Origin of the sequence: Runella sp., from assembly GCF_965279615.1 — a bacterium.
Taxonomy (GTDB): domain Bacteria; phylum Bacteroidota; class Bacteroidia; order Cytophagales; family Spirosomataceae; genus Runella.
The window spans coordinates 2039174-2062362 of the sequence record NZ_OZ257252.1 but is presented as its reverse complement, the minus strand read 5'-3'; the positions used below and the strand labels follow the sequence as shown (position 1 = coordinate 2062362).

The 23189-nt window shown below is 43.5% G+C and carries 22 protein-coding genes; 11 read left to right on the top strand and 11 right to left on the bottom strand.

The window, feature by feature from the left end:
* Window positions 1–24 precede the first annotated feature (24 nt).
* On the top strand, window positions 25–1128 hold the full coding sequence (locus tag ACQY73_RS09130) for a hypothetical protein (RefSeq protein ID WP_428664498.1): 1104 nt from the start codon (window positions 25–27) through the stop codon (window positions 1126–1128).
* A 219-nt stretch (window positions 1129–1347) separates the two neighbouring features.
* Here the strand turns inward: ACQY73_RS09130 and ACQY73_RS09125 are convergent, their stop codons facing one another.
* The gene (locus ACQY73_RS09125; protein WP_428664495.1) at window positions 1348–2121 is read right to left on the bottom strand and encodes an amidohydrolase; all 774 of its coding nucleotides are present in this window, start codon (window positions 2119–2121) and stop codon (window positions 1348–1350) included.
* Window positions 2122–2148: 27 nt separating this feature from the next.
* Entirely contained in the window at window positions 2149–3384 is a 1236-nt protein-coding gene (locus ACQY73_RS09120) for an alkaline phosphatase D family protein (protein WP_428664493.1), read from the bottom strand.
* A 176-nt stretch (window positions 3385–3560) separates the two neighbouring features.
* Between ACQY73_RS09120 and ACQY73_RS09115 the strand changes: the two genes are divergently transcribed.
* From ACQY73_RS09115 to ACQY73_RS09105, 3 genes are all read left to right on the top strand, one after another.
* Window positions 3561–4295, top strand: coding sequence for a class I SAM-dependent methyltransferase (locus ACQY73_RS09115; protein ID WP_428664491.1), 735 nt, complete (start codon window positions 3561–3563; stop codon window positions 4293–4295).
* A 94-nt stretch (window positions 4296–4389) separates the two neighbouring features.
* Window positions 4390–5652 carry a diaminopimelate decarboxylase gene (gene lysA / locus ACQY73_RS09110; protein ID WP_428664488.1) on the top strand — a complete coding sequence of 421 codons (1263 nt, stop codon included), beginning with the start codon at window positions 4390–4392 and terminating at the stop codon, window positions 5650–5652.
* A gap of 24 nt (window positions 5653–5676) precedes the next feature.
* Window positions 5677–6390 carry a YebC/PmpR family DNA-binding transcriptional regulator gene (locus tag ACQY73_RS09105; protein WP_428664486.1) on the top strand — a complete coding sequence of 238 codons (714 nt, stop codon included), beginning with the start codon at window positions 5677–5679 and terminating at the stop codon, window positions 6388–6390.
* A 58-nt stretch (window positions 6391–6448) separates the two neighbouring features.
* Here ACQY73_RS09105 and miaA read toward each other — a convergent pair whose 3' ends face one another.
* Window positions 6449–7372: a tRNA (adenosine(37)-N6)-dimethylallyltransferase MiaA gene (gene miaA, locus ACQY73_RS09100; RefSeq protein ID WP_428664483.1), complete on the bottom strand. Its 924-nt coding sequence runs from the start codon at window positions 7370–7372 to the stop codon at window positions 6449–6451.
* Window positions 7373–7380: 8 nt separating this feature from the next.
* Entirely contained in the window at window positions 7381–7833 is a 453-nt protein-coding gene (locus ACQY73_RS09095) for a hypothetical protein (protein ID WP_428664480.1), read from the bottom strand.
* 139 nt (window positions 7834–7972) lie between these two features.
* Between ACQY73_RS09095 and ACQY73_RS09090 the strand changes: the two genes are divergently transcribed.
* Window positions 7973–8656, top strand: coding sequence for a DUF4230 domain-containing protein (locus ACQY73_RS09090; RefSeq protein WP_428664477.1), 684 nt, complete (start codon window positions 7973–7975; stop codon window positions 8654–8656).
* 323 nt (window positions 8657–8979) lie between these two features.
* Here the strand turns inward: ACQY73_RS09090 and holA are convergent, their stop codons facing one another.
* Together holA and ACQY73_RS09080 are read right to left on the bottom strand one after the other, a co-directional pair.
* On the bottom strand, window positions 8980–10002 hold the full coding sequence (gene holA / locus ACQY73_RS09085; RefSeq protein WP_428664474.1) for a DNA polymerase III subunit delta: 1023 nt from the start codon (window positions 10000–10002) through the stop codon (window positions 8980–8982).
* 125 nt (window positions 10003–10127) lie between these two features.
* Window positions 10128–11426: a DUF5103 domain-containing protein gene (locus ACQY73_RS09080; protein WP_428664471.1), complete on the bottom strand. Its 1299-nt coding sequence runs from the start codon at window positions 11424–11426 to the stop codon at window positions 10128–10130.
* A 97-nt stretch (window positions 11427–11523) separates the two neighbouring features.
* On the opposite strand from ACQY73_RS09080, the gene ACQY73_RS09075 reads away from it, so the two are divergent.
* From ACQY73_RS09075 to ACQY73_RS09060, 4 genes are all read left to right on the top strand, one after another.
* Complete coding sequence (locus ACQY73_RS09075) at window positions 11524–12549, top strand: S66 peptidase family protein (RefSeq protein ID WP_428664468.1); 1026 nt, start codon at window positions 11524–11526, stop codon at window positions 12547–12549.
* A gap of 82 nt (window positions 12550–12631) precedes the next feature.
* The gene (locus ACQY73_RS09070; RefSeq protein ID WP_428664465.1) at window positions 12632–13615 is read left to right on the top strand and encodes a gliding motility protein; all 984 of its coding nucleotides are present in this window, start codon (window positions 12632–12634) and stop codon (window positions 13613–13615) included.
* 126 nt (window positions 13616–13741) lie between these two features.
* On the top strand, window positions 13742–15550 hold the full coding sequence (locus tag ACQY73_RS09065) for an ABC transporter ATP-binding protein (RefSeq protein ID WP_428664463.1): 1809 nt from the start codon (window positions 13742–13744) through the stop codon (window positions 15548–15550).
* 251 nt (window positions 15551–15801) lie between these two features.
* On the top strand, window positions 15802–16140 hold the full coding sequence (locus tag ACQY73_RS09060; RefSeq protein ID WP_428664460.1) for a phage holin family protein: 339 nt from the start codon (window positions 15802–15804) through the stop codon (window positions 16138–16140).
* Between the two features lie 74 nt (window positions 16141–16214).
* Here ACQY73_RS09060 and ACQY73_RS09055 read toward each other — a convergent pair whose 3' ends face one another.
* The 5 genes from ACQY73_RS09055 to ACQY73_RS09035 form a co-directional block, all read right to left on the bottom strand.
* The gene (locus tag ACQY73_RS09055; RefSeq protein ID WP_428664457.1) at window positions 16215–16985 is read right to left on the bottom strand and encodes a hypothetical protein; all 771 of its coding nucleotides are present in this window, start codon (window positions 16983–16985) and stop codon (window positions 16215–16217) included.
* A 231-nt stretch (window positions 16986–17216) separates the two neighbouring features.
* Window positions 17217–17819 carry a hypothetical protein gene (locus tag ACQY73_RS09050; protein WP_428664454.1) on the bottom strand — a complete coding sequence of 201 codons (603 nt, stop codon included), beginning with the start codon at window positions 17817–17819 and terminating at the stop codon, window positions 17217–17219.
* A 326-nt stretch (window positions 17820–18145) separates the two neighbouring features.
* Window positions 18146–18679, bottom strand: coding sequence for a DinB family protein (locus ACQY73_RS09045; RefSeq protein ID WP_428664451.1), 534 nt, complete (start codon window positions 18677–18679; stop codon window positions 18146–18148).
* A 5-nt stretch (window positions 18680–18684) separates the two neighbouring features.
* The gene (locus ACQY73_RS09040; protein ID WP_428664448.1) at window positions 18685–19596 is read right to left on the bottom strand and encodes an alpha/beta hydrolase family protein; all 912 of its coding nucleotides are present in this window, start codon (window positions 19594–19596) and stop codon (window positions 18685–18687) included.
* Between the two features lie 37 nt (window positions 19597–19633).
* Entirely contained in the window at window positions 19634–20212 is a 579-nt protein-coding gene (locus ACQY73_RS09035; RefSeq protein WP_428664445.1) for a TetR/AcrR family transcriptional regulator, read from the bottom strand.
* Between the two features lie 194 nt (window positions 20213–20406).
* On the opposite strand from ACQY73_RS09035, the gene ACQY73_RS09030 reads away from it, so the two are divergent.
* Together ACQY73_RS09030 and ACQY73_RS09025 are read left to right on the top strand one after the other, a co-directional pair.
* Window positions 20407–21690: an amidohydrolase family protein gene (locus tag ACQY73_RS09030; RefSeq protein WP_428668441.1), complete on the top strand. Its 1284-nt coding sequence runs from the start codon at window positions 20407–20409 to the stop codon at window positions 21688–21690.
* A gap of 188 nt (window positions 21691–21878) precedes the next feature.
* The gene (locus ACQY73_RS09025; RefSeq protein ID WP_428664443.1) at window positions 21879–23165 is read left to right on the top strand and encodes a citrate synthase; all 1287 of its coding nucleotides are present in this window, start codon (window positions 21879–21881) and stop codon (window positions 23163–23165) included.
* Window positions 23166–23189: the final 24 nt, after the last annotated feature.

Here is a 23189-nt window from a genome sequence, read left to right as displayed (position 1 = left end):
TTCTTTAAAACTGTGCATTCGACCATGAAAATCTCTTACTTGTCTTCTGCTTTTGCCATAGGCTTTCTTTTATTTTTCAATGCCTGTCAACGCCCTGCTTCTAAACTGCAAACAGGCGGCACTATTGTAAAAGAAGGGTTTATTGATTGTTTTCAATCAGGACTTCAGGCTGCAGGACGGGAAGTATGGTGCGAAGCGTCGGCGGTTTTGAACGATGGCAAAAACATTTCAATTGCCAATGACAAAGATATGCCCGGCACCGATGCCTCAGTCTTTTATTGGGCGTATGCCGAAGCGGGCGTTTTTGGCAGTAAACCAACCTATCTTACCCAAAATCTTTTCAAAACTTCGCAGAAATACGAAGATTTTGCCCTGACTCCCGATCATAAAACAGCTTTTTTAACCACCGCTTTTGACCGCGTAAAAGAAGGTAGCAATGAATGGGACAGTTATAACGCGCTGCTTTATTGGCCCGTCAATGGCAATCCTCAGGCTATTCAACCGAAAGCAGTTCATTTGGCAACGGGCGAAAAGTTTTCAATGGGTTTGCGTAAAGCATTGTCTAAAACCTTACGCTCGTCGGAATTTCCTGACGGTATGCCTTATTTTAAAGTGGAAGGCTTTGCGGCTACGAATAATAAACTCTTTTTCGGGATTCGGGAAGAAGGTAAAAAATTCGACGATTTTAAATACAAAGCCAAAGTGTTGACAGTTTCGTATCGTTTTAATGGCGACTCGCTCATTGCAGGTACCGACTTTCAGACCTTAGCCGATATTGACATTGCGGCCTTGGAACCCGGTCTTCCCAAACCGCTCGCACTTTCATGCATTGAGTTTGATGCCAAACGCAACGTATTTTGGGTGCTGACTTCTATGGAAAGTGAAACACAACTCAACAGCGCGTACCTGTGGTGGGCAACGGAAGCGGAATTGAAAAGCAACAAGCTTCATTTGGTCAAAGACCGCACCACCGGCCAACCGCTAAAATTTACGCACAAAGCCGAAGACCTCACGCCAATCAGTGCTAATCGTTTATTAGTAATCCACGACGACGACCGCAATCGCACCAAGATCGGCGACCAAACCCGCCAACCGCATCAGGCGGCGTATACGATTGTGGAATTTTGAGATGAAAAACGACAACCCAAAACATTACATCAATGTTGAGCTTCTCCGAAGCTTTGTGGTTAATTAATGACTAAAATTTCTACAAATGTTGGGCTTCTCCGAAGCTTTTTGGATATCTAACGCCATCGTCGGTGTTTTTCACCTTTACTTATTTTAATAGTAGACCGGGAACAATCCTTTTACATTTTTCAGTTTACCATTTATCGGTTCAACAAAGCTCTAACGAATCTCAAACCTATCAGCATCTAAGTACGCCGGAAAACGCTCTCGAAACGCCTGTAACGCTTCGTAATCAAGCGTTTGCTCTATAATCATTTCGTTAGCGTTGCGACGACTGAGCAATTCTCCTTTAAAATCAACAAAAGCTGAATCCCCCGCGTAAAACAATTTATTACCATCCTCTCCCACTCGATTTACCCCCACTACATAACTTAGGTTTTCAATGGATCGGGCCTGCAAAAGTGTATTCCATATCTGGCGTCGAACTGCCGGCCAATTGGCTACATAGACCAATAAATCGTACTCTAACTGTTGGTTGCGTGCCCAGACCGGGAACCGCAGGTCATAGCATATCAATGGACACACGCGCCAACCTTTGATCTCTTTGATGATTCGACGCTCACCGGCGGCATAGTGTTCGTGTTCTTTGCCCATCCGAAACAAATGGCGCTTGTCGTAAGAATCAAATTCGCCATCGGGCTGCATCCAAAGCAGGCGATTGAAGTAGTTACCATTTTCCTTTACAACATAACTTCCCGTAACGACCGCACCCGTTTGAGCCGCCATTTGGCGCATCCACTTAAAAGTCGTAAAATTCATAGGCTCAGCTACCGTTTCAGGCTTCATTGTAAAACCCGTCGTGAACATTTCGGGCAATACAATGAGATCCGCAGGCTGCTCAATAGCGGCAATTTTCTCTTCCAACATGGCCAAATTGGCCGTTGGGCTTTCCCAATACAATGAAGTTTGAACAAGTGCGACGCGTAAATCCATACAATTCTCAGTTTACTGCGATTAAAATTATTTCAACTCACTTGCTTTGATCTCACGCGTCCAGAGTTGCTTATTTTGGGCATTATAAACAGTCACTTTCAAGGCTCTTTCTTTGGCAGGCCCGGTGATCTCGAACATGCCGAAATTGCGCGTATTTTCCACAACCGTTCCGTCCACAAATGTTTGAGCCTTTTTCTCTTCATCGTTTGGTTTGCCGGCACCCGAAGTAAGCGGTGAAATGGTAAAATCGTACAAAGGATACGTGCCGAAACGCTCCAGTTTGTGCAATGCCGTGTGGTGACGGTCGCCCGTTAAGAATATAACGCCGGGAATTTTTGCATCTGCGATCTTTTGCAGAAAACGAGTTCTTTCTTCTCCGTAAATCGCATAATTTTCAAACAACGCTGCCGAATTGATGATCTGGCCTCCGGATACAATAAATTTAAAAGGGGCTTTGCTGAGGGTCAATGCATCAATTAACCAATTGATTTGCGCCTCTCCGAAGTAAGTACGGTCATCGGCGCGGTTGTTGGGAGCACGAAACCAACGGTCGTCCAACAGGAAAAACTGGACATCGTTCCACTCAAAGGTGCCCGTACAGGCACCTTCAAAAATGTAATTGGGATTTCCCCAAAACAATCGAAAGGCCTCTGAAGTAACGTTTTTCAAAGCAAAACTACGGTCAGAATCATTGGGGCCGTAATCGTGATCGTCCCAGATCGCGTAGTGGTGTACCGAACCCAGCAAAGGCTGCATCTCGGGCAACGAACGGGTATGGGTATTGCGGTACAAAACACCCGTACGCGTATTCCAATCCGGATCGCGCGTATATACGTTATCGCCGCCCCAGAGCATAAAATCAGGCTTTTGTGAAGCAATGCTTTTAAATATTTCGTACTCTCCACCATATGCACTCGGACGATCGTAAGGGGCATCATTTACATATGCACAACTGCCAAAGGCAAATTTGAACGCCGGCGGTTCGCTGCGCCATTGCCACAATGTCTGTGATTGAAAGCTTAACGGATACGTAATGGCTGCTTTTTTGCCATCGATCCATACTTCGTAGTCATACTTTTTTCCCGGCTGTACCAGATCGGCAATGAGGCGGGCAACGAATGCCGTATTTTTAGCGGTGACTGTTTCGTCCGTCGTCCATTTTTGAGCCGTATTTCCCTGCTCCCAATACACAAACTTTACCTTGGCAGGCTGCTTGGTTTGCACCCATAATAGCACCTCCCGCATTTCAGAGTATCCCACCATTGGGCCTGATTGGATTTGCGCAAAAAGCGAAAACGAGACAAAACAAAGTAAGAAATGTAGGAATAGCCGTTTTTTCATAGTAATGGTTAATTTTGGTGCAAGTTAAAAAAACATCCTTTGAGGGTTATCTACATAATTGAGTTTCAGTGTAAAGATTTTGTAAAATTAATTCCAAAATGAAAGATCTATTCTCCGGCCATGCCACTGATTACGCCCTTTACCGCCCTGATTACCCGGAGGTGCTATATCAATGGGTTTTAGAAAGAGTTAAAAATTTCGATACAGCGTGGGATTGCGGTACCGGTAACGGACAGGTAGCCACCGTATTGGCCAAGCACTTTCAGCACGTTGAAGCAACGGATCTCAGTCAGGCGCAAATCAATCAGGCAGTTCCGTTGGATAACGTTCATTACCAAGTCAGTCCGGCCGAAACAACGCCTTTTCCGAACCAAACATTCGATCTGATCACAGTTGGGCAAGCGTTGCATTGGTTTGATTTTGAACGTTTTAACAATGAAGTAAAACGTGTGGCAAAGAAAGGTGCTATTTTGGCAGTATGGGGTTATGAATTACTGACAATTTCACCTGAAACAGATGCCGTCATTCTGGATTTTTATCAAAATACCCTAGGTGACTATTGGGATATTGAGCGCCGCCATATTGAAAATGAGTATGCTGATATTCCTTTTCCTTATACCAATGTAGCGAAGAGTGTTTTTCTTCAAACCTACCAATGGACGTTGGAGCAAGTGTGCAATTACCTGAATACTTGGTCGAGTGTCCGAAAGTTTGAAAAGGCCAATGGCTATAATCCGATTGAGTCATTATTTGATAGATTGGCCGCTGTTTGGGGCGATTTTCCTGCGCGTTCGGTTACATTTCCCGTTTTTGCACAACTCGGTGAGGTTTGAAAAAGAGGAAGCATCAACTATCTTTGCGGCTTCGTTTTCAACCAATCATCTTTTTTTTAACGTCATCATTAATAAGCCATAAGGCAATGTATTAATGATGAACGCATTAGACCCAATCATCATGCAATTAGTAAACGACCGTTACGAAATTCAAGGAATACCTGTTTTAGACATCGCGCAGCAATTCGGAACCCCGCTTTATGTATATGATGCCGATAAAATTGTCGATAAGATCAATCAGCTGCGTAATGCTTTTCCATCGGTCGATTTAAAGATAAAATTTGCCTGCAAAGCTCTCACCAATATTTCCATTTTGAAATTGATGCGCCAAAACGGTGTAGAGCTGGACGTTGTTTCGCCGCAGGAATTGCAATTGGGATTGCACGCAGGTTATGAAGGAACCCAGATCACTTTTACGCCCAGCGGAGTTTCTTTTGATGAAATAGAAGCCGCCGTTGCCGTAGGTTCGATCATCAATTTAGACAATCTTATTGTTCTGGAAAAATTTGGGCAACGCTACGGGGGAAATGTGCCGTGCATGATTCGTATCAAACCCAACGTAGCAGCGGGTGGCAACGCTAAGATCATGACCGCGCACGAAGGCTCGAAATTCGGAATCGACATTCGTCAACGTGAGGCTATTTTACGCATTGTTAATCAATACGGGATCAACGTTGTTGGTCTGCACCAACACACGGGTTCAGACATCAAAGAAGCAGATGCTTTCGTGCGTGCGGCTGATGTTATCTTTACCTTTGCCAATGATTTTTCAAATCTTCAGATCATTGACCTTGGCGGCGGGTTTAAAGTTGCTTACAAAGAAGGCGATCCTATTACCGATATGCCGGCGCTGGGCGCCAAGCTCAGCGAGGCGTTTTTAGGCCTCAGCGAAAAATTGGGCCGTAAACTTCAATTGTGGTTCGAGCCGGGCAAGTTTTTGGTGAGTGAATCCGGCGTATTGTTGGTCAATGCCAATGTGGTAAAGCCAACGCCTAATCGCACTTTTATCGGCGTCAACTCGGGACTTAATCATCTGATCCGTCCGATGATGTACGACGCTTATCATCACATAGTCAACGTTTCCAATCCTGTTTCGGATCAAGTCAAAACGTATGATGTGGTGGGTTATATCTGCGAAACAGATACGTTTGCCACCGACCGTTCGATCAGTGAAGTGCACGAAAATGATACACTTGCTCTCCTCAACGCAGGGGCTTATGGGTTTACAATGAGCAGCCAATACAACAGCCGTTTCCGACCCGCTGAGGTGTTGATCTATCAGGGAGGATCGCACATCATACGTCAACGCGAAACGATGGATGACATTCTGAAAAATCAAGTACTTTTGGAACTATAATTAACTAACATATACTCATTTAATATGGGACGCGCATTTGAATACCGAAAAGCAAGTAAATTAAAACGTTGGGGAATGATGGCGAAGGTCTTCACCCGAATCGGTAAAGACATCGTAATGGCCGTAAAATCAGGAGGTTCTGATCCACAGAATAACTCTCGTTTGCGGGCCATTATCCAAAATGCCAAAGCCGCCAACATGCCCAAAGAAAACGTAGAAAGGGCTATCAAACGGGCAATATCAAAAGATCAGGAAGATTACAAAGAAATAGTATACGAAGGAAAAGGCCCGCACGGCATTGCGATCCTGATCGAAGCGACCACCGACAATACCAACCGTACCGTAGCCAATGTCCGCAGTTATTTCAATAAATTGGGGGGCAGTTTGGGAACCTCAGGCATGTTGGATTATCTGTTCGACCGCAAATGTCTCTTCAAAATTGCCAACGAAGGTATTGATCTGGAAGAACTTGAATTTGAACTCATCGACTTGGGCGGCGACGAAGTTTTCTTGGACGATGAAACCAACGAAATAAATATTTATGGAGAATTCTCCGCTTTTGGAGCCATTCAGAAATTTTTGGAAGAAAAAGGGTACGAGCTGAAAGGTGCGGAATTTACCCGAATTCCGACGGAATTGAAAGAACTTTCCGAAGATGAAATCGCCGAAGTGGACAAACTCATTGAGCGTCTCGAAGAAGACGATGACGTACAAAATGTATATACCAATATGAAGTAGAATAAGGCGGCCGTGAAGTCCCTTATCTTTTTTTAAGCGAGGCATTTGCCTCGCTTTTTTATTCGCTTTCGGATTTCATTTCTGCCAATTCTGACCGTATTTGAAGCAATACACCTTCAAAATCATCCGCCCGAAATCCTTTGAAATTGCCTTGGTGCTTAAACCACGTTATCTGTCGTTTGGCGTAGCGTCGCGAATTGCGTTTCAGGAGCCGAACCATTTCTTCGTAATCGTACTGCCCGTCCAAATACTCAAATACTTCTTTATAACCAACCGTTTGCAATGCATTGTGCCAACGATACGCTTCCAATGCACGCGCCTCTTCTACCAAACCCGCCGCCAGCATTTGCTCCATTCGAAGGTCAATGCGATGATACAGTTCTTCCCGTTCCCGTTCCAACACGATCTGTAAAATTCGGAAGGGGCGTTGCGCCGGTTGGTGTTCTCTGAAAGAAGAGAACGGTCTGCCGGTCATTAAACAAACTTCCAATGCGCGTACCACGCGTTGGGTATTTTGAATGTCATTGTTTGCACAATAAATAGGATCTAATGCCTGCAATTGAGTTTGAAGTGCATAAAGGCCTTCATTCTCAAGACGGCTCATGAGTTCAGTGCGCAGTTCGGGCGGTGTTTCGGGCAGATCGTCCAAGCCTTCACAAACGGCTTTGATGTATAACCCGGAACCGCCTGTCAAAATAGCAATGTCGTGATTTTGAAAGAGTTGATCCAATACGACCAACGCGTCGCGCTCAAAAGCGCCTGCACTGTAAAGGACATCAATGGAATGGGAATTGATAAAGTAATGCGAAACACCCTGAAGCTCTTCTTCTGAAGGTTTGGCTGTTCCGATGGTCAATTCACGATAAAACTGCCTTGAATCGGCTGATACAACTTCAGTTTTTAAGGTTTGTGCCAAACGAACACAAAAATCAGTTTTTCCAACGGCGGTAGGACCCGCTATGACAACGAGAAGTTTTTGCAAAAGATAAATTATCCGTTTTTCTTAAAAGTACGTTCAACAGTTTCGCCAAAAAGGGTTTTTATCGAAAGGCGCAGCGTTACATTGTTGAGTTCCAGAATTGTATACCGCTGTTCATTATTGATGATAAGTTCGGTCTCACCGGCATTAAAGGCCCACGTTCCTTTCTCATAAATCTGGGGATCCTGTGAACGACATTTGGTCTCGCCTTCATTGATCTCATATGATTTATTAGTGCGGTAAACGGTGATATCATCCCGAGTACACACAAGGGATTGATTGAATATCTCTTTGCCATCTATTTTAGACGAAATAAGCACCCAATTTCTGGAAGATGTACCCGCCAACAATTCAGTTTTGGTAACTCCCGGTGCAGGGGTAGGATCTTCTTCTTTATTTTTATTGCATTGCGTCAAACCAAACACAAGCATTAACATTATAACCAACGCGGAGATATTTTTCATAGGATTTGTGCAGAAATATTATTCTCAAAATAACACTTTTATTTTTAATCAAGCAATGATTTTGCCAAAGTAACTGTCCAACAGAATCAACATTCTATTGGTCATAAATTTTACCTAACTTTCGCAAAATCCAACAATTATGGGACTGTCATCACTTATTTTTTTCATTATTACCTTAGGATTGGGCGGTAGCTTGGGATTTGGCATCTTTTATGTGCTGACCCAAAAACTAAATACCAATAAACAATTGGTGCAATCGTCTACGATTCTCCTTGAGCGCATCGAAAAAGTATTCAAAGTAGTGATGGCGGAAGGCTATTTCACCGAAATCTACGACTACAAAGACGACAAACCTTTTCTGTATTTATTCAAAAATTCTAAGAAAGCACTGGTCATTGCCAAAGCTAAAGTGCTGGTAGGTTTTGATTTTGCCAAGATGCGCTATCGTATAGACGAAAAAACCAACAAAATGGTTGTGGAATACTTTCCCGAACCCGAAGTTTTGTCGATTGACACCGATTATAAATTTTACGACATTGAAAACGGACTTTGGAATCGCTTCAATCACGAGGATTACACCAATTTGCTCGTAGATGCCAAACAGGCCATGAACGAAAAAGCCCTGACCAGCGATCTGCCGCGTATTGCCAACAACCAAGTCCAATTTATGATGTACCAATTGGCTGCTTCTATGGGTTGGAATGTTGACATGCAACTACCTCCAACCAATCAACAACAACTTGAAGAGTTTAAAAGCTACGAAGAAGTTAAAGCTGAGGTTAAGGTTTTAGGAGAAAGTGGAGAGGGATTAACTGAAAAATAATAAACTGAAAAATGTAAAACCGAAAAACTGTAATTCTTCGTCTTAATTATATAGCTTCGGAGAAGCATAACATTTGTAGGAGGTTCGTTATCAATTAATTAAAAGGCTTCGGAGAAGCCTAACCTGAATTTTAGGTTGGGCTTCTCCGAAGCCTTACTATTTGACAACCAAATCATTATCTACAAAGGTTGAACCTCTCCGAGGTTGCAGTACCATTGCTCGTGATAGCATCTGCTAAAGCGTAAGGACTACAATTTTTCGGTTTGTTATTTTTCAGGCGCAGGCGCATCGGCGCTTCGATTTACATTTTAAGGTTCAAAACCCTAATGCAATATCCTAAAAATCAACTCCTTTAAAATGGCTTCTTCGTCTACGCTTCCTGCTTCTATACCTTTGGAGGCATTGTCGGCGCGGCGAATGGCTTTGATGACGTTTACGACGTGGCCTAACGAATATTGGCGAGCTGTAGAAAGATAATCTTTTACAAAAAACGGATTTACGCCCAAGACCGATGCCAGATTTCCTTCCGATTTATCCTGTGTGCCGTGAACGACGAGTACTTTGCTGAAAAAGTTATAGAGAATAATGAGAACTTGCGGTAAAGGATTTTCTTTCGTATTGGCCGCCAAATAGTTAGCAATCCGATTGGCTTTTAAAATATCCCGTTGCGTAAGTGCTTTTTGGAGTTCAAAAACGTTGTATTCTTTGCTGATGCCAACGTATTTTTCCACAATCGCCGCCGTGATTTCTTCACTTGCGGTAAGATTCAACAATATTTTATCGATCTCACTTGTGATGCGTTTGAGGTCATTCCCAATGTTTTCGACGAGCATTTGAATCGCTTTGATGCTGATCTTCGTACCCAAACTTCGGGCGTATTCGCCTACCCAATCGGGCAGTTTGTTGTCGTACATTTTTTTGCTTTGAATCATTGCACCATTCTTTTCAAACACTTTGGGCAACGATTTTCGCATGTCGAAATTTCCCTGAAAACAAAGTACCAAAACAGTCGAAGCAGGCGGCCGCGACGCGTAATCTTCCAGAAAAGCCGTTTTATCTTTCGAGTCAAATCCGCTTATTTGTTGAGCTTCTTTGACCAATACCAACTGACGTTCAGCCATAAAGGGAAACCTGCGCGCATAATTCAGAATGGTACCGATATCCGTCTCTTTGCCAAACAACACAAATTGGTTGAAACCTTTTTCAGCTTCGGGAACCGTCACTTTTTCGATAGCGTCCGCCAGCAATTCTATATAATAAGGCTCATCTCCGTGGATAAAATACAGCGGCTGTAATTTCTTTTGACGAATATCTTTGAGGGCTTGTTCAGGAGTGAAGATCGGCATTTTTCTTTGGGAACGAAAAGGCAAAAAAGGATGAAAACAAAAGCGTAAAGAGCAAACCGGCCAATGGGCAATAGTTAACTTTTTTGCAAAAATCGTGATTCGTGTGGCGTAAATCAAAAATTACTTCATTTTCTCCCAAATTCAATCAGTCGATAACCCACCAATTGGTCGGCACGCGCGGCGGGCGGGCGATGGTAAACGAAGATTTCGTAGTCATTGGCGGTATTGGAAAAACTACCTTCAAAGGATGTTTCATCCACGTTGCCGTTGTTTAGCACTGCATAATAGCAATAATTAGCCACGCCCTGTTTGATATAAATACTTGCTTCATAGGCATTTCGCTCGGTGTTGTAGGTCATGCGGTTGGCGTCTTCGCGTTGCCAAAGATTAAACGCACCTCCTACGTAAACCTGAGCATCGGGATAAGGCGGACTTTGAAGCGTAAAAACTACGTTGATGTAGTCGGCCTCGTTGGTACTGTTGGCAGCATCCTGATTCAACACAATGTAGTTTCCGTTAAAATCACGTGCCTGAAAACTGGCTCCTCCACCCAATCGCGACGCGTCGGGGCGTAGATGCGCAACGGTCTGATCAGGAAGCTGTTGCACGTCGCTTACGCTCATACCCGCCGCTCGCGAAAGGCGCGTGTCAAACCAACGAAATTCATTTCCACCCAATATATTGTTAGATAAGTCAAACGGATGATACTCCAATCGCTGGTCAAAAACCCGCACATTGGTAGGGCGTAATTTGGTAATGACCTTATCCCAACGGAAATTTTGCCGAATAACGATCTTCAGATCTTCGGCCGGTGATAAAATCTCGTAGCCTTTGTATTCCAGATCAAAATCTATTTGTTGATGCGTGCGCTGCTCGGCAATACCTGTCGAAAGGCGTACCTGCGGAAACACATTTACGCGTGACTGATAAATCATGAATCGGCGCGTTAATACCAACTTGGCAGGACGAGCATCTTCGTACACAACCAATACATAATTGCCCGACAATTTTAGCTTCGGTACTTCCAACGTGTAATGAAAATACGGGATTTTGGTATTGAAAGATGCCTGATAATTGTTGATGGCGTAGTCGTTGTATTCATACGTAAATTCAATTTCGTTCAAATTGGAGGGGGTCCAATCGGCATTGCAGTGAAACACTTTGTATCTGAACGTACGAAAACGAGCCGTTAGATCATCAAATTCGGCAATGAGCGGATTAGTTGCGTCCAAACTGATAACGGGTGGATAGGTAGTTCGGGCGGGGTCTTGCAATTGTGCAGGTGCCGGATAAATACCAACGGTCTTAATGGTTGTTTCGTACGTCCGGTCTTCGTAGCGAATCGTTGGAAATTTTTGGGCTAAAAGTGCCGGCGAGCCGCTTAACACCATTAAAAGCAGAAACAAAATCCGTTGGTTAATCATACATTCATCGTCATTTATGGCTTAAAACTAACGTATGAAGCGCACATTTTATGTTGGCAAATACTTATATTAGCAAAAAATGTAAAAACGACTTTTCATGCAACGCCGAAATTTCCTTCAAGCCCTTGCCGCCACTGCTACTGTTTCCACAACCTCTTTTTCTAAAAACAAGCCTACTGTCAAACCGCCCCGCCTCAAAGCAGGTGATACCATCGGATTGGTTTGCCCCGCCGCTCCTGCTTACAGCAAACAAACTGTACAAGTGATCGTAGAATCAATGGAGGCGTTGGGTTTTAAAGTAAAATTCGGTAAGCGAATGTGGGACCGTTACGGCTATCTGGCGGGCAAAGATGCCGACCGCGCCGCCGATATCAATGAGTTTTTTGCCGATAGATCGGTACAGGGAATTGTGTGTGTGCATGGCGGTTGGGGTTGCGCGCGTTTGTTGCCGTTATTGGATTATGAAACCATTCGCAAAAACCCTAAAGTGTTGGTCGGTTATTCTGACGTCACGGCTTTATTGTTAGGTATTTATAGTCAAACGGGTCTTATTACTTTTCATGGTCCGGTGGGTGCGGTGAGTTGGAATGAATTTACGGTCAATTACTTCCGGAAAGTACTCATGGACGCCGAAGCTATCTTTTATGAAAATCCAAAGATCATAGGCGACAACCTTACCCAAATTGCCGACCGTATCGACACGCTTGGTTCGGGAAAGGCACGCGGTAAATTGTTGGGAGGAAACCTGACCGTTTTAAGTCATATGTTAGGCTCGCCGTATGTTCCTGACTGGAAAGGCTCACTCTTTTTTTGCGAGGATGTGGAAGAAGCGCCTTATCGCATGGACCGCATGATAACGCAGGTAAAACTGTGCGGAATTTTGGATGAGATCAACGGCTTTATCTTCGGAAAATGTACTGATTGTGAACCGGGTAGTGGCAGTTACGGATCACTAACCCTCGAAGATATTTGGAACGACCACATTCGTCCCTCAAAAAAACCTGCGTATGTCGGTGCCATGATCGGGCACATTCGCCAAAAATTCACCATCCCGGTCGGACTGGAGGCTGAAATGGACGCCGATGCCGGCACAATTCGCTTTCTGGAAAGCGCTGTACTTTAAGAAACGTTGGCCATTAAAAATCTATTAACCACAAACTTTTAGCCATTGTTCTGCGTTTCAAGTAGGTTATTGCCTCTCTTTCATGAAATCAATTTTCTATCAAATTTTCCTGCCGGTCGCGTTTTGCATTGCCTTTTCAGCGTGCGAAAACAAACCCAAAGAAGTCCCTGTCACTGTTCGTCGTCTTGAAAATGAGCTTTTTGCTGCTAAAAGCCCCGACGACCTCGCGCTTTTGCTCAAAAAAAATCCGTATTTAAGGGCTTATTTTGGATTAACCAAAAACGTTCCTGATTCGGCAGTTGTCAATCAATTGTTTGCTAATATCAATAATAAGAATCTACAACAATTCAACAGAGAAATTCAAACGCAATTTGGTGATTTGGGTGCAATCAAAACACAATTGCAGCAGGCATTTGGACAGATACAAGCTAATTTTCCCGATTTTAAAGCACCGCAATTGGTTACTTCCGTGACAGGTTTTATGGGAAGTGATCTATATGTTTCAGACAGTGTGATCGTGATCGGGCTTGATTATTTCGGGGGCCCGAAAGCGAGCTATCGTCCTCAATTATTTGATTATCAATTGCGTCGTTACCAACAGGAGTACATTGTTCCTGCCATTATTTTCCTGATTTCGGAAAAATACAATAAAGTACCCGCCAACGACCAAACGCTGTTGGCTGATATGATATGGTACGGCAAAGGGTTTGAATTTGTGAAACACGTAGCGCCCGAAACGCCCGACAGTCTTATCATTGGTTATTCGCAGGAACAACTCGAAGATGTGTACGCGTCGCAACAGGACATTTGGGCTTATTTTCTGGACCGAAAATTACTGTATCAAACCCGCGATGCTGAAAAAGAACGCTTCATCAGCGAGCGCCCGGCCACGCCCGAAATAAGTCAATATTGCCCGGGCGGCATTGCCCGATGGGTGGGTTGGCGAATCATCAATCGGTACCTGGCAGAAAAACCTTCCACTAAACTTCCGGATCTAATGGCCAATACCAACGTCAGACAGTTTTTGGAAGAATCAAAATACAAAGGACAAAAGGAAGAAGAGTAACTTTGCAGTTCCGTCGGAAATTGAGCCAAGGAACTCATACACACAACTATCATCTTATTAAAAAAAACGTTAACCGTTATCCGAGCATCCATTCTTATAACGATTAACCGTTAATCCAAAAAACAAATGGCAAAAGGAAGAGGAATGGGCACGGAACTGTTGCCCGAAGATAAAAAGCGAAAACTCAGCAAAGAAAGTGTTTCGAAAGCACTTAAGATATTTCGATTTATTTTACCGTATAAAAGTACATTTTTGGTAGGGATATTATTTCTACTCCTGTCACTCACAACCAACCTGATCTTTCCAAAATTGATCGGTGAAATTGTGGCGGTGATTGAAGGAAAATCTTCTTATCAACTCAATCAGGTGGTACTTTTTTTGATAGCGATCCTGATTCTGCAATCTGCCTTTTCATTCGGTCGAATTTACTTTTTCTCCATTGTGAGCGAAAAGGGAATGGCCGATATTCGTCGCACATTATACAGCAAAATAGTTTCGTTGCCCATTCCTTTTTTTGAGCAACGCCGTGTGGGGGAGCTCATGAGCCGCATCACCTCCGATGTGCAGTCATTGCAGGATGTGCTTTCATTTACCTTGGCGGAGTTGTTTCGTTCACTCGCCACCGTTGTGGTCGGAATTGTCATTATTTGTTTCATTTCCTGGAAGCTGACCATTTTTATGTTGGCTACATTTCCGGTTGCCATCGTAGTGGCCATGTTTTTTGGGCGCTACATTCGCCGACTGTCTAAAAAAGCCCAGGATGAACTGGCTAACGCTAACGTTGTGGTGGAAGAAACACTTCAATCCGTGACCATTGTCAAAGCTTTTACCAACGAATTTCTCGAAGTCAATCGCTACGGAGATGCGCTTTCACGCGTAATTACGGCGTCTTTAAAAGCGGCTCGTTTTCGCGGAGGTTTTGTGTCTTTTATCATCTTCGCTCTTTTTGGCGGCATTGTTGGAGTCGTTTGGTACGGAGCAACGTTGGTACAAAGCCACGAAATGCCTTTCTCGGAATTGATGACCTTCATTTTTTACACCATGTTTATTGGTGGTTCGATTGGAGGTTTGGGCGATATGTACGCCCAAATCCAGAAAACCTTGGGAGCCTCGGAAAGATTACTCGAAATCTTGGACGAGAAATCAGAAGTGGAAGTAAAGGAATACGTACAACCCATTTCGGTATCAGGTAATATTGCCTTCGAAAATGTCCGGTTCTCTTACCCTACCCGCCCTGATATGACGGTACTAAAAGGCGTTTCGCTCGACGTAGCTGCCGGACGCAAAATTGCGTTGGTTGGTTACAGCGGTGCCGGAAAATCGACGATTGTGCAACTGTTGATGCGTTATCATACACCCCAAGGCGGAAAAATTTCGGTTGACGGGCAAGACATTCAGTCCTTTGACATTACGGCTTATCGTCAAAACATCGCCGTTGTTCCGCAGGAAGTCATTTTATTTGGCGGCACTATCCGCGAAAACATCGCTTATGGTAAACCTAACGCAACGCTGGAGGAAATACGCGAAGCTGCCCGCAAAGCCAACGCCCTTGATTTTATTGACTCTTTTCCTGATAAATTGGAGACCATCGTCGGCGAGCGCGGTATCAAACTTTCGGGTGGACAACGCCAGCGCATTGCCATTGCCCGTGCGATTTTGAAAGACCCAAAAATCCTGATTCTTGACGAAGCCACCAGTTCATTGGATGCCGAATCTGAAAAATTGGTGCAGGATGCGTTGGACGGTTTGATGCAAAATCGTACTACCATTATCATCGCTCACCGGTTGGCGACAGTACGCAACGTAGATTGCATTTATGTGATCAAAGACGGTACCATCTTCGAATCAGGCACGCATGAAGAATTGGCCATGAACGAAAACGGTCTTTACGCCGGCTTGATCAAATTGCAATTTGAATTGGTCGAAGGTGCTTAAAGAAACCGCAAAATGATAAACTGAAAAATGTAAAAGTGTGGAGACGTGCGTCGGGTTGCTCACAACCCGACATAGGACCGTCCGACCATTTTTTCAAATATCCTAAAGATTGATAGTAACTGTCGTTTTACAACTTCATTTTACCGGATTTTCAGGAAAAATACATAGTAATATCATTTTGGATAGTGCTATGTATTTTTAATTTTACAGCCGAAAATCCTTTCATTTAACATTCCCAACTCCCAAACTCTATGATAAATCTGATTGTTCGCCTCATTGTCAGTACCGTCGTGGTGATAGCCGCCAGCCGTGTGCTTCAGGGCTTTTACGTTGATACTACCCAAACCGCTATTATTGTCGCCATTGTGATGGGGATACTCAACACGTTTATAAAACCGATATTGGTATTTTTATCATTGCCAATTACCATTCTGACGCTTGGATTGTTTTACTTCGTGATCAACATTCTCATGGTCTATCTTTGTTCATATTTGGTCGATGGTTTCAATGTTGCGAGTGTTTTTGCTGCATTATTATTCAGCTTAGGGCTATCTTTAGCTCATGCTATTGTAGGAATTTTTCTGGACTAAATCGTTAGCTTAAATGAGTACACGGCCTGATTTTCAACGAAAATCAGGCCGCTTGTTTTTACGTAATTATCTATTTATTTCAGGCTGTCTTTTTGCAACGGATTTCCCGTAAAGTCTTCCGCGATGAGTTGCGGGAATAATTCAATACCTGCCTTAGACGTAATTTGGTTATTTTGAAGCATCAGCCAACGCACATTAGGGCAACCGGACAATGTTTTTAAGTCGCGGATAGCATTGTCGGCCAATTCCAAACGTTCTATTCTGAGGTTTTTTAAACCCGACATATCACTCAGGCGGCATCCTCTCAGGTATACCTGCCCTAACTCCGGGAACTGCGAACATACACCTACTTCTCGTATCGGCACATTTAAAACGCTCAAACCTGTAATATGGCCTTTCTGAAGGCAAATTTTCAGAGGCGCATCTTTATCCATCAGATGCCAATGTTCGGTCAATTTTACCTGTTGCGGCGTCAATCCTGTTGTATGTAATAACTGATCAAAAGCTGCTTTTTCAGAAGGAACCAATGTAGAAATATCTCCGTCGTATTGTCCGGGGCTTGCTCTTCCGCTTCCCAAACTCATTACTATCCCGAATGCGTATATGCTAAGTCCGAACACGCAGAGCGCCATTGAAAAAAGTGCGGTTACTTTATGCGCATTGAAACCTTGAATAGCCCACCAAAAAGCCAGTATATACAGCAGAGCAAATACAATTAGTAATACAAAAGACATCCAATCGGGTATCTTTTTCAAATAGGAATCAGGATCAGTGAGACCAACGGTCAATGAATATCCCAGCATTATCGTCACTAAAAGCGAAATGAACAAACTCTTGATTGCCATGTTTTGAATGTGTTTGACGAATCAAAAGTAATAGGCTCATTTAAGCCTCGAAATCAACAATGTAAGGGTTGCCGAAAAACGCCTAAAAGTGGTTAGGATGAATGTAAAAACGGCGGCTGAAGTCGGATAAAACACAAAAAACCCGTCAGAGTTTCTGACGGGCCGGTTCAAAATCGAAATGTCAAGATGGAGTGGTTATAGTAATTTGTTGATGAACGACGTCATTGTGGGTTATTTCACTTTAACGGATTGTTTGAAAGATTTGTCAGCTACTCCGAATTCAAAAGTATATTCGCCACTTGGCAAATGTCCTAAATTGAAACGGCTGGCAGCCGATAAATATCCGTTGTATACGACTTCACCGGTACGGTCAGCAATGGTCACTTCCATATCTGCCAGGTTTTTGTTGGTAGTTACAACTTCGAAGCGATTGATAGCAATGGTCTCAACTTTTGGAGCCAAAGCTTCTTTGTAGCTATTCTCGTTGATCTCAACGTTACCGTTTGTGATAGAAAGTTGTTGCGAAGACCAGAAATTCTCGTTAGAACAATTTAGAACGTACTCACCGTTAGGCAATGCATTCAAATTAAATTGAGTTGTAACGTTCTCTCCGCCCTGGAGTTCTCCCGTGTATATAAGTACTCCTTCTTTATCTTTTAATTCTACATCCAGTACGCCAACATTAAGTTGGTTTACACGTACTTCAACTTTCTTGGTATCGCGTTTTACTATTTTCACATCTTTCGTGAAAAGGTGACTTTCAGCCATTGCATTTCCTGTGCTTACAAAAAACATAGCGGCGAATATTGACAGAAGCATTGTGTTCTTTTTCATTGTTTTATTGTTTTTGTACCATCTTGTCTCACCCGTGGTGATGACTTCGTTTTGACACTACAAAGGTGTAAGGTTTTGAATTACAAAAAAATAGGGTAAAAACACCCTCTTGATAAATTCATATGCCCTGTTTAAACCTTTTCTTAGAATAGTACAAATCTTAGAATAATACAACAGGAAAATTCAAACCGTGCTGTGTTCCGTCCAATTAAATTTTTTACAAAAATGAAAAGTTCTTTAAATAGTACAACGAAAATGGAAATAGTACAACTATCTATCGTCCTGTTCCCTAACGGGAATGTGCAAATTTGTCATTTTGACAATTATTATTGATGCGCCAAACTCGTTCGGTTCACCATAATTTGATGATGATGTCGGAGATGGTAGGCGGTAAAAAGCAACATTTCACGAACTGTCAGCGGCCCCAATAACGGGTGCGGAATCACGTATTCATCCGGCTCGTTTTCTTCCCATTGCGCAATATGATCGGTCAAAGCAGTATAATCTTGCTTAAACCCTTCCATTAATAGAGTAATATCAGGATTAGGACTCATGGGTACAAATACTCCTGTGGCTACCCGACCGGTACCCAAAGCAGCATGATAAGCCTCAATAATTGCTTCATACGACTGTGAAGGATGGTTCGGCGGACCCCATTTTTCCATAAAGTAACTTTTTGGCCGCCCAAAAAGGCGATTAAGCGGTTGAGCCGATTGCGCCAAATGCTGTACATTCTCCGCCGCAGACCACACGTTTTCGGCGGGCTTGAAGTAAAAAGCATCCAAGGGTGTAGCTTGTGAAAAAGCCATAATCTCGTTCACACCTTCGGTTAGAAAATCAATCAGTGTCGTTTTGTTCATATCAATCAGAGGTTTACTTTTTTGAGCGCGGGATTATTATAGGTAAGATTGGTGGAAATCATCGCCTCCAGATCAGCCACGATTTTGGTCCAAAAATGCGTTTTTACTTTTCGTGAGAATAACCCAAAATGACCAATACTTTTTAATCCATAATCTGCCGGGCGAATGGTCTCGGTCAGGATGTCGGCTTTACGAAAATGGCGCAGCAATGCGGGAACCGTCACAGCATTGGCAATGGGGTCGTCGGTAGTCCAGTAGGCTTTGATGGGCAACGCAAGTTGATCGTAAGCGCTGTACGGAATGCTTTTCTCCAAAAAATCAAATAGGTAGTTTTCGGAATTACACCATTCTCGCCATTCCATGATCAGGGCTGCCGGCAGATCTTCCATGATTTTCAGCTTTTTAGCGGGCAAATAACCCGTCCATGGAACTGTAAGTGGAGTAAGAATATTAAAGAAGAAATAGGATTTGAGGCGATAAGGCAGTGAATGATGCCACCATGTTCCTGTTGAACAGGTAATCATGACCATTCCTTTGAGTATCGAATAATTTGGCAATAATCCCAAAAGCTGCCCTCCGATACTGTGTCCGATCATTAACTTTGGCCAATCAGGGTACCTTGCCTCCAGAAAATCCAGCACTGCCCGCATATCAATGGCCCAATCCTGCATGGTGATGCAGGCAAATTCGTCTTTATCATACGGTTTTGACTCGCCCATTCCACGATACTCCCACAGACAGACGATAAAACCGTTTTCGGCCAGGTAACGCGCAAAATTTGCGTAGAACTCCTTTCGCATGCCCGTTCCGATGTTGAGCTGGACCACCGCTTTGGGTGCGCCGCAATATTCATACAAAATACCTGACAGCTCAAAACCATCGGGAGTAAGTACTTTGATATTGATTTCGTTCATCATTTTAAGTTATCGAAAACAGACCTATAAGGTTTTATATTCAGTGTGTATTACTATCGTGAGTGTCAAATCGTACCAAAGCCCGTTCCAGCACATCCTGTAAATAATGGGAACTATCGGTCAATTTGACCATTACCCAAGCCCCTTCGTACTCGACCAGTGCCTGCTCGGCTATTTGCCTTGCTTTTTTCGGTTCATATTTATAAGTATAGATATGAACCAAGGCATTCAAATATTCTTCAAAGAAGGCGCGCATGGCGGGCCGAAATTCATCCGTTACAAGTGCCGTTTCGATGGCCATGTTTCCCATCAAACACCCACCTTCGGTACTGCAAGCTACCCTGATCTGTTTGGCAAGCATTTTTTCAAGCCGTTGCCGTGGCAAAAGAGATTCATCGTAGGCAATCACAAATACTTTTGTTTTAAAATACGTGTGAACCGCCTCCAACACCTCTTTCATGAGTGCTTCTTTTCCGCTGAAATAATGGTAAAAACTTCCTTTCAGTAAACCACAGGCGGCTGCCAGATCGGCCATACTCGTGCGGTGATAGCCTCGTTTCTTAAACAAGAACAGGGCTTGTGTAACAACTTCTTCTTTCGTTACTTTTTGGATCGGCATTGTGTGGTATCTTTTTTTATTATATCTACAAATATGAACATAATTTCATTTTTACCAAACAAACGTTTGGTAAAATATTTTCACAAACTTTCTTCCTTCTTTTCAGTTTAGCATAACAAGTCCTTGCCTACCTTTGTTAAACATCAACACCCTTTACAATCTTGAAACGCTCGCTCTTATTTATCAGCATTTTGATGTTCTTTCATTGGAACAGTTTTGCCCAAGCATCTTATTTACTCAAACCCGACCGCGTATTTGATGGATTGGATATTCACGAGGGTTGGAGTGTACTGGTGCAGAAAGAAAAAATCGTTGCAGTTGGAGAGCACAAAAGCGTCGAAGAAACTGCTCGCAAAAGCGCAACTTCCGATAAAACGACCCTTCAAGTGATTGAACTAAAAGGCTGTACGCTGCTTCCCGGATTTATTGAAGGGCACTCTCATTTGTTCTTGCATCCCTATAATGAAACAACGTGGGACGATCAGGTATTGAAAGAAGCACGCTCTTTACGCACGGCAAGGGCTACACTACACGCTAAAAAAACGCTTTTGGCAGGCTTTACCACTGTCAGAGATCTGGGCACGGAAGGTGCTGAATTTGACGATGTTGGCCTTAAAGAGGCTATTAATAAAGGCATCATTCCCGGGCCGCGCATGGTGATTGCCACCAAAGCCCTCATTGCCACAGGCAGTTATGCTCCAAAGGGATTCAGCGCCGATATTGACGTTCCACAGGGGGCCGAAGAAGCCGACGGCCACGACCGCCTCATTCAGGCAGTGCGCCGACAGATTGGCAAAGGAGCTGATGTTGTTAAAATTTACGCCGATTATCGATGGGGATTGATGGGTGAAGCACGTCCTACTTTTCTGGTGGATGAAATAAAACTTATTGTTGAAACGGCTCACAGCAGTGGTCGCCCTACCACTGCGCACGCCGCAAGCGCCGAAGGAATGCGTCGAGCCATTCTGGGAGGCTGCGAAACATTGGAACATGGTGATGCAGGCACGCCCGAAATTTTTTCGCTCATGCACGACAAAGGCGTAGCGTTGTGCCCTACTTTAGCGGCGGGTGATGCCGTAAACCAATACCGAGGGTGGAAAAAAGGCATTGAGCCGGAACCGGAACGCATTAAAAATAAACGGATTACCTTTAAACAAGCCTTAGATGCAGGCGTTACGATCTGTTTTGGCGGCGACGTCGGGGTATTCTCCCACGGCGATAACGCCCGTGAGATGGAAATGATGGTTGACTATGGCATGAAGCCCATTGACGTATTGCGCTCGGCAACTTCAACAAACGCCAAGGTTTTTCACTTGAATCAATTAGGCCTTGTTAAATCTACTTTTTTGGCCGATTTAGTTGCTGTAGAAGGCCGTCCCGAAGAGCGCATCAGCGATGTTCGTAAGGTGAAATTTGTAATGAAAAATGGGGATATTTTCCGTAACGATGCCGACACCCTTATAAAGCCCGGCAAATAATAATTGCTGAAAATTGGTTAAAAACGAACCAAAAAAGCCTTTTACTTCTAAAGTATCCTTTCCTTGTTCAGCTTCTTTCAAGAAGAAATTTTGAAATATTTAATCCATAATGTTTCATAGAAAAAACTTTTTTATGAAAATTGTACCTTTATCCCAATCCATCCAATATTTTAACCTACCACCACTGTATGTCAGATAAAGCCCAACTTATATTAGACGGAAAAACCTATGAGTTCCCTACCACCGAAGGAACCGAGCAGGAAAAAGCGATTGACATTAATTCCTTACGAGACTCAACGGGCTATATTACCATTGATAGTGGATATAAAAACACAGGAGCCACCAAAAGTGCAATTACTTTTTTAGATGGCGAAGAAGGGATTTTACGCTATCGCGGCTATTCAATTGAAGAGTTAGCCGAGAAAGCTACCTTTCTGGAAGTAGCCTATTTGTTGATTTACGGTGAGTTGCCGACTAAATCACAGTATGAAACCTTTGAACACGCAATTCGTACACATACGCTTGTCAACGAAGACATGCGAAAAATTTTCGAAGGTTTCCCGGTCAACGCGCACCCAATGGGCGTTTTGTCTTCATTGGTAAGTGCCATGAGCGCTTTTTATCCGGATTCGTACGATGATAAAGCGCCGGACAGTACCGAAACCCACATCATTCGGTTGATGGCTAAGATACCAACCATTGCTACCTGGTCATTCAAAAAGTCACAGGGACATCCCGTCAACTATCCTAAAAATGAACTCGACTACTGCTCAAACTTCCTTCATATGATGTTTGCTTTGCCGGTAGAAGAATACAATGTGGACCCTGTCGTATCTAAAGCGTTGAATAAGTTGCTTATTCTTCACGCCGACCACGAACAAAACTGTTCTACTTCAACCGTGCGCTTGGTAGGTTCATCGCGGGCTAATATATACTCTTCTATTTCGGCAGGTATCTGTGCGTTGTGGGGACCACTCCACGGCGGTGCAAATCAAGAAGTAATCGAAATGTTGGAAGACATCAAAGCCGACGGCGGCGATGTAGCCAAATACGTTGACATGGCCAAAAATGCCAAAACAAGCGGCTTCCGTTTGTTCGGTTTCGGTCACCGTGTGTATAAGAACTTTGACCCGCGCGCCAAGATCATCAAAAAAGCCGCCGATGAAGTGTTGGCAAAATTGGGCGTAAATGACCCTGTTTTGGAAATCGCCAAAGGCCTGGAAGAAGCAGCTTTGCACGATGAATATTTCGTGAGCCGTCGTTTATACCCCAATGTAGACTTTTACTCAGGGATCATTTATCGCGCGCTTGGTATTCCTACCAATATGTTCACCGTGATGTTCGCTTTAGGCCGTCTGCCGGGTTGGATTGCACAGTGGAAAGAAATGCGCGAAAATAAAGAACCGATCGGTCGCCCGCGTCAAATTTACACCGGCGCAACATTACGTTCTTTTATTCCGATGGATGAAAGATAAAAAATAGGTATCAAACACTAAAAA

What these genes read in the sequence shown, in the direction of transcription:
- ACQY73_RS09125 (WP_428664495.1), bottom strand. Translation starts at nt 2,121, where the DNA reads ATGGATTTACGCGTCGCACTTGTTCAAACTTCATTGTATTGGGAAAGC.
- ACQY73_RS09045 (WP_428664451.1), bottom strand. Translation starts at nt 18,679, where the DNA reads ATGAACAAAACGACACTGATTGATTTTCTAACCGAAGGTGTGAACGAG.
- ACQY73_RS09030 (WP_428668441.1), top strand. Translation starts at nt 20,407, where the DNA reads ATGTTCTTTCATTGGAACAGTTTTGCCCAAGCATCTTATTTACTCAAA.
- holA (WP_428664474.1), bottom strand. Translation starts at nt 10,002, where the DNA reads ATGCCGATCTTCACTCCTGAACAAGCCCTCAAAGATATTCGTCAAAAG.
- ACQY73_RS09060 (WP_428664460.1), top strand. Translation starts at nt 15,802, where the DNA reads ATGATAAATCTGATTGTTCGCCTCATTGTCAGTACCGTCGTGGTGATA.
- ACQY73_RS09065 (WP_428664463.1), top strand. Translation starts at nt 13,742, where the DNA reads ATGGCAAAAGGAAGAGGAATGGGCACGGAACTGTTGCCCGAAGATAAA.
- ACQY73_RS09115 (WP_428664491.1), top strand. Translation starts at nt 3,561, where the DNA reads ATGAAAGATCTATTCTCCGGCCATGCCACTGATTACGCCCTTTACCGC.
- ACQY73_RS09090 (WP_428664477.1), top strand. Translation starts at nt 7,973, where the DNA reads ATGGGACTGTCATCACTTATTTTTTTCATTATTACCTTAGGATTGGGC.
- ACQY73_RS09040 (WP_428664448.1), bottom strand. Translation starts at nt 19,596, where the DNA reads ATGATGAACGAAATCAATATCAAAGTACTTACTCCCGATGGTTTTGAG.
- ACQY73_RS09075 (WP_428664468.1), top strand. Translation starts at nt 11,524, where the DNA reads ATGCAACGCCGAAATTTCCTTCAAGCCCTTGCCGCCACTGCTACTGTT.
- ACQY73_RS09120 (WP_428664493.1), bottom strand. Translation starts at nt 3,384, where the DNA reads ATGGTGGGATACTCTGAAATGCGGGAGGTGCTATTATGGGTGCAAACC.
- ACQY73_RS09035 (WP_428664445.1), bottom strand. Translation starts at nt 20,212, where the DNA reads ATGCCGATCCAAAAAGTAACGAAAGAAGAAGTTGTTACACAAGCCCTG.
- ACQY73_RS09070 (WP_428664465.1), top strand. Translation starts at nt 12,632, where the DNA reads ATGAAATCAATTTTCTATCAAATTTTCCTGCCGGTCGCGTTTTGCATT.
- ACQY73_RS09130 (WP_428664498.1), top strand. Translation starts at nt 25, where the DNA reads ATGAAAATCTCTTACTTGTCTTCTGCTTTTGCCATAGGCTTTCTTTTA.
- ACQY73_RS09025 (WP_428664443.1), top strand. Translation starts at nt 21,879, where the DNA reads ATGTCAGATAAAGCCCAACTTATATTAGACGGAAAAACCTATGAGTTC.
- ACQY73_RS09105 (WP_428664486.1), top strand. Translation starts at nt 5,677, where the DNA reads ATGGGACGCGCATTTGAATACCGAAAAGCAAGTAAATTAAAACGTTGG.
- ACQY73_RS09055 (WP_428664457.1), bottom strand. Translation starts at nt 16,985, where the DNA reads ATGGCAATCAAGAGTTTGTTCATTTCGCTTTTAGTGACGATAATGCTG.
- ACQY73_RS09050 (WP_428664454.1), bottom strand. Translation starts at nt 17,819, where the DNA reads ATGAAAAAGAACACAATGCTTCTGTCAATATTCGCCGCTATGTTTTTT.
- ACQY73_RS09080 (WP_428664471.1), bottom strand. Translation starts at nt 11,426, where the DNA reads ATGATTAACCAACGGATTTTGTTTCTGCTTTTAATGGTGTTAAGCGGC.
- lysA (WP_428664488.1), top strand. Translation starts at nt 4,390, where the DNA reads ATGATGAACGCATTAGACCCAATCATCATGCAATTAGTAAACGACCGT.
- ACQY73_RS09095 (WP_428664480.1), bottom strand. Translation starts at nt 7,833, where the DNA reads ATGAAAAATATCTCCGCGTTGGTTATAATGTTAATGCTTGTGTTTGGT.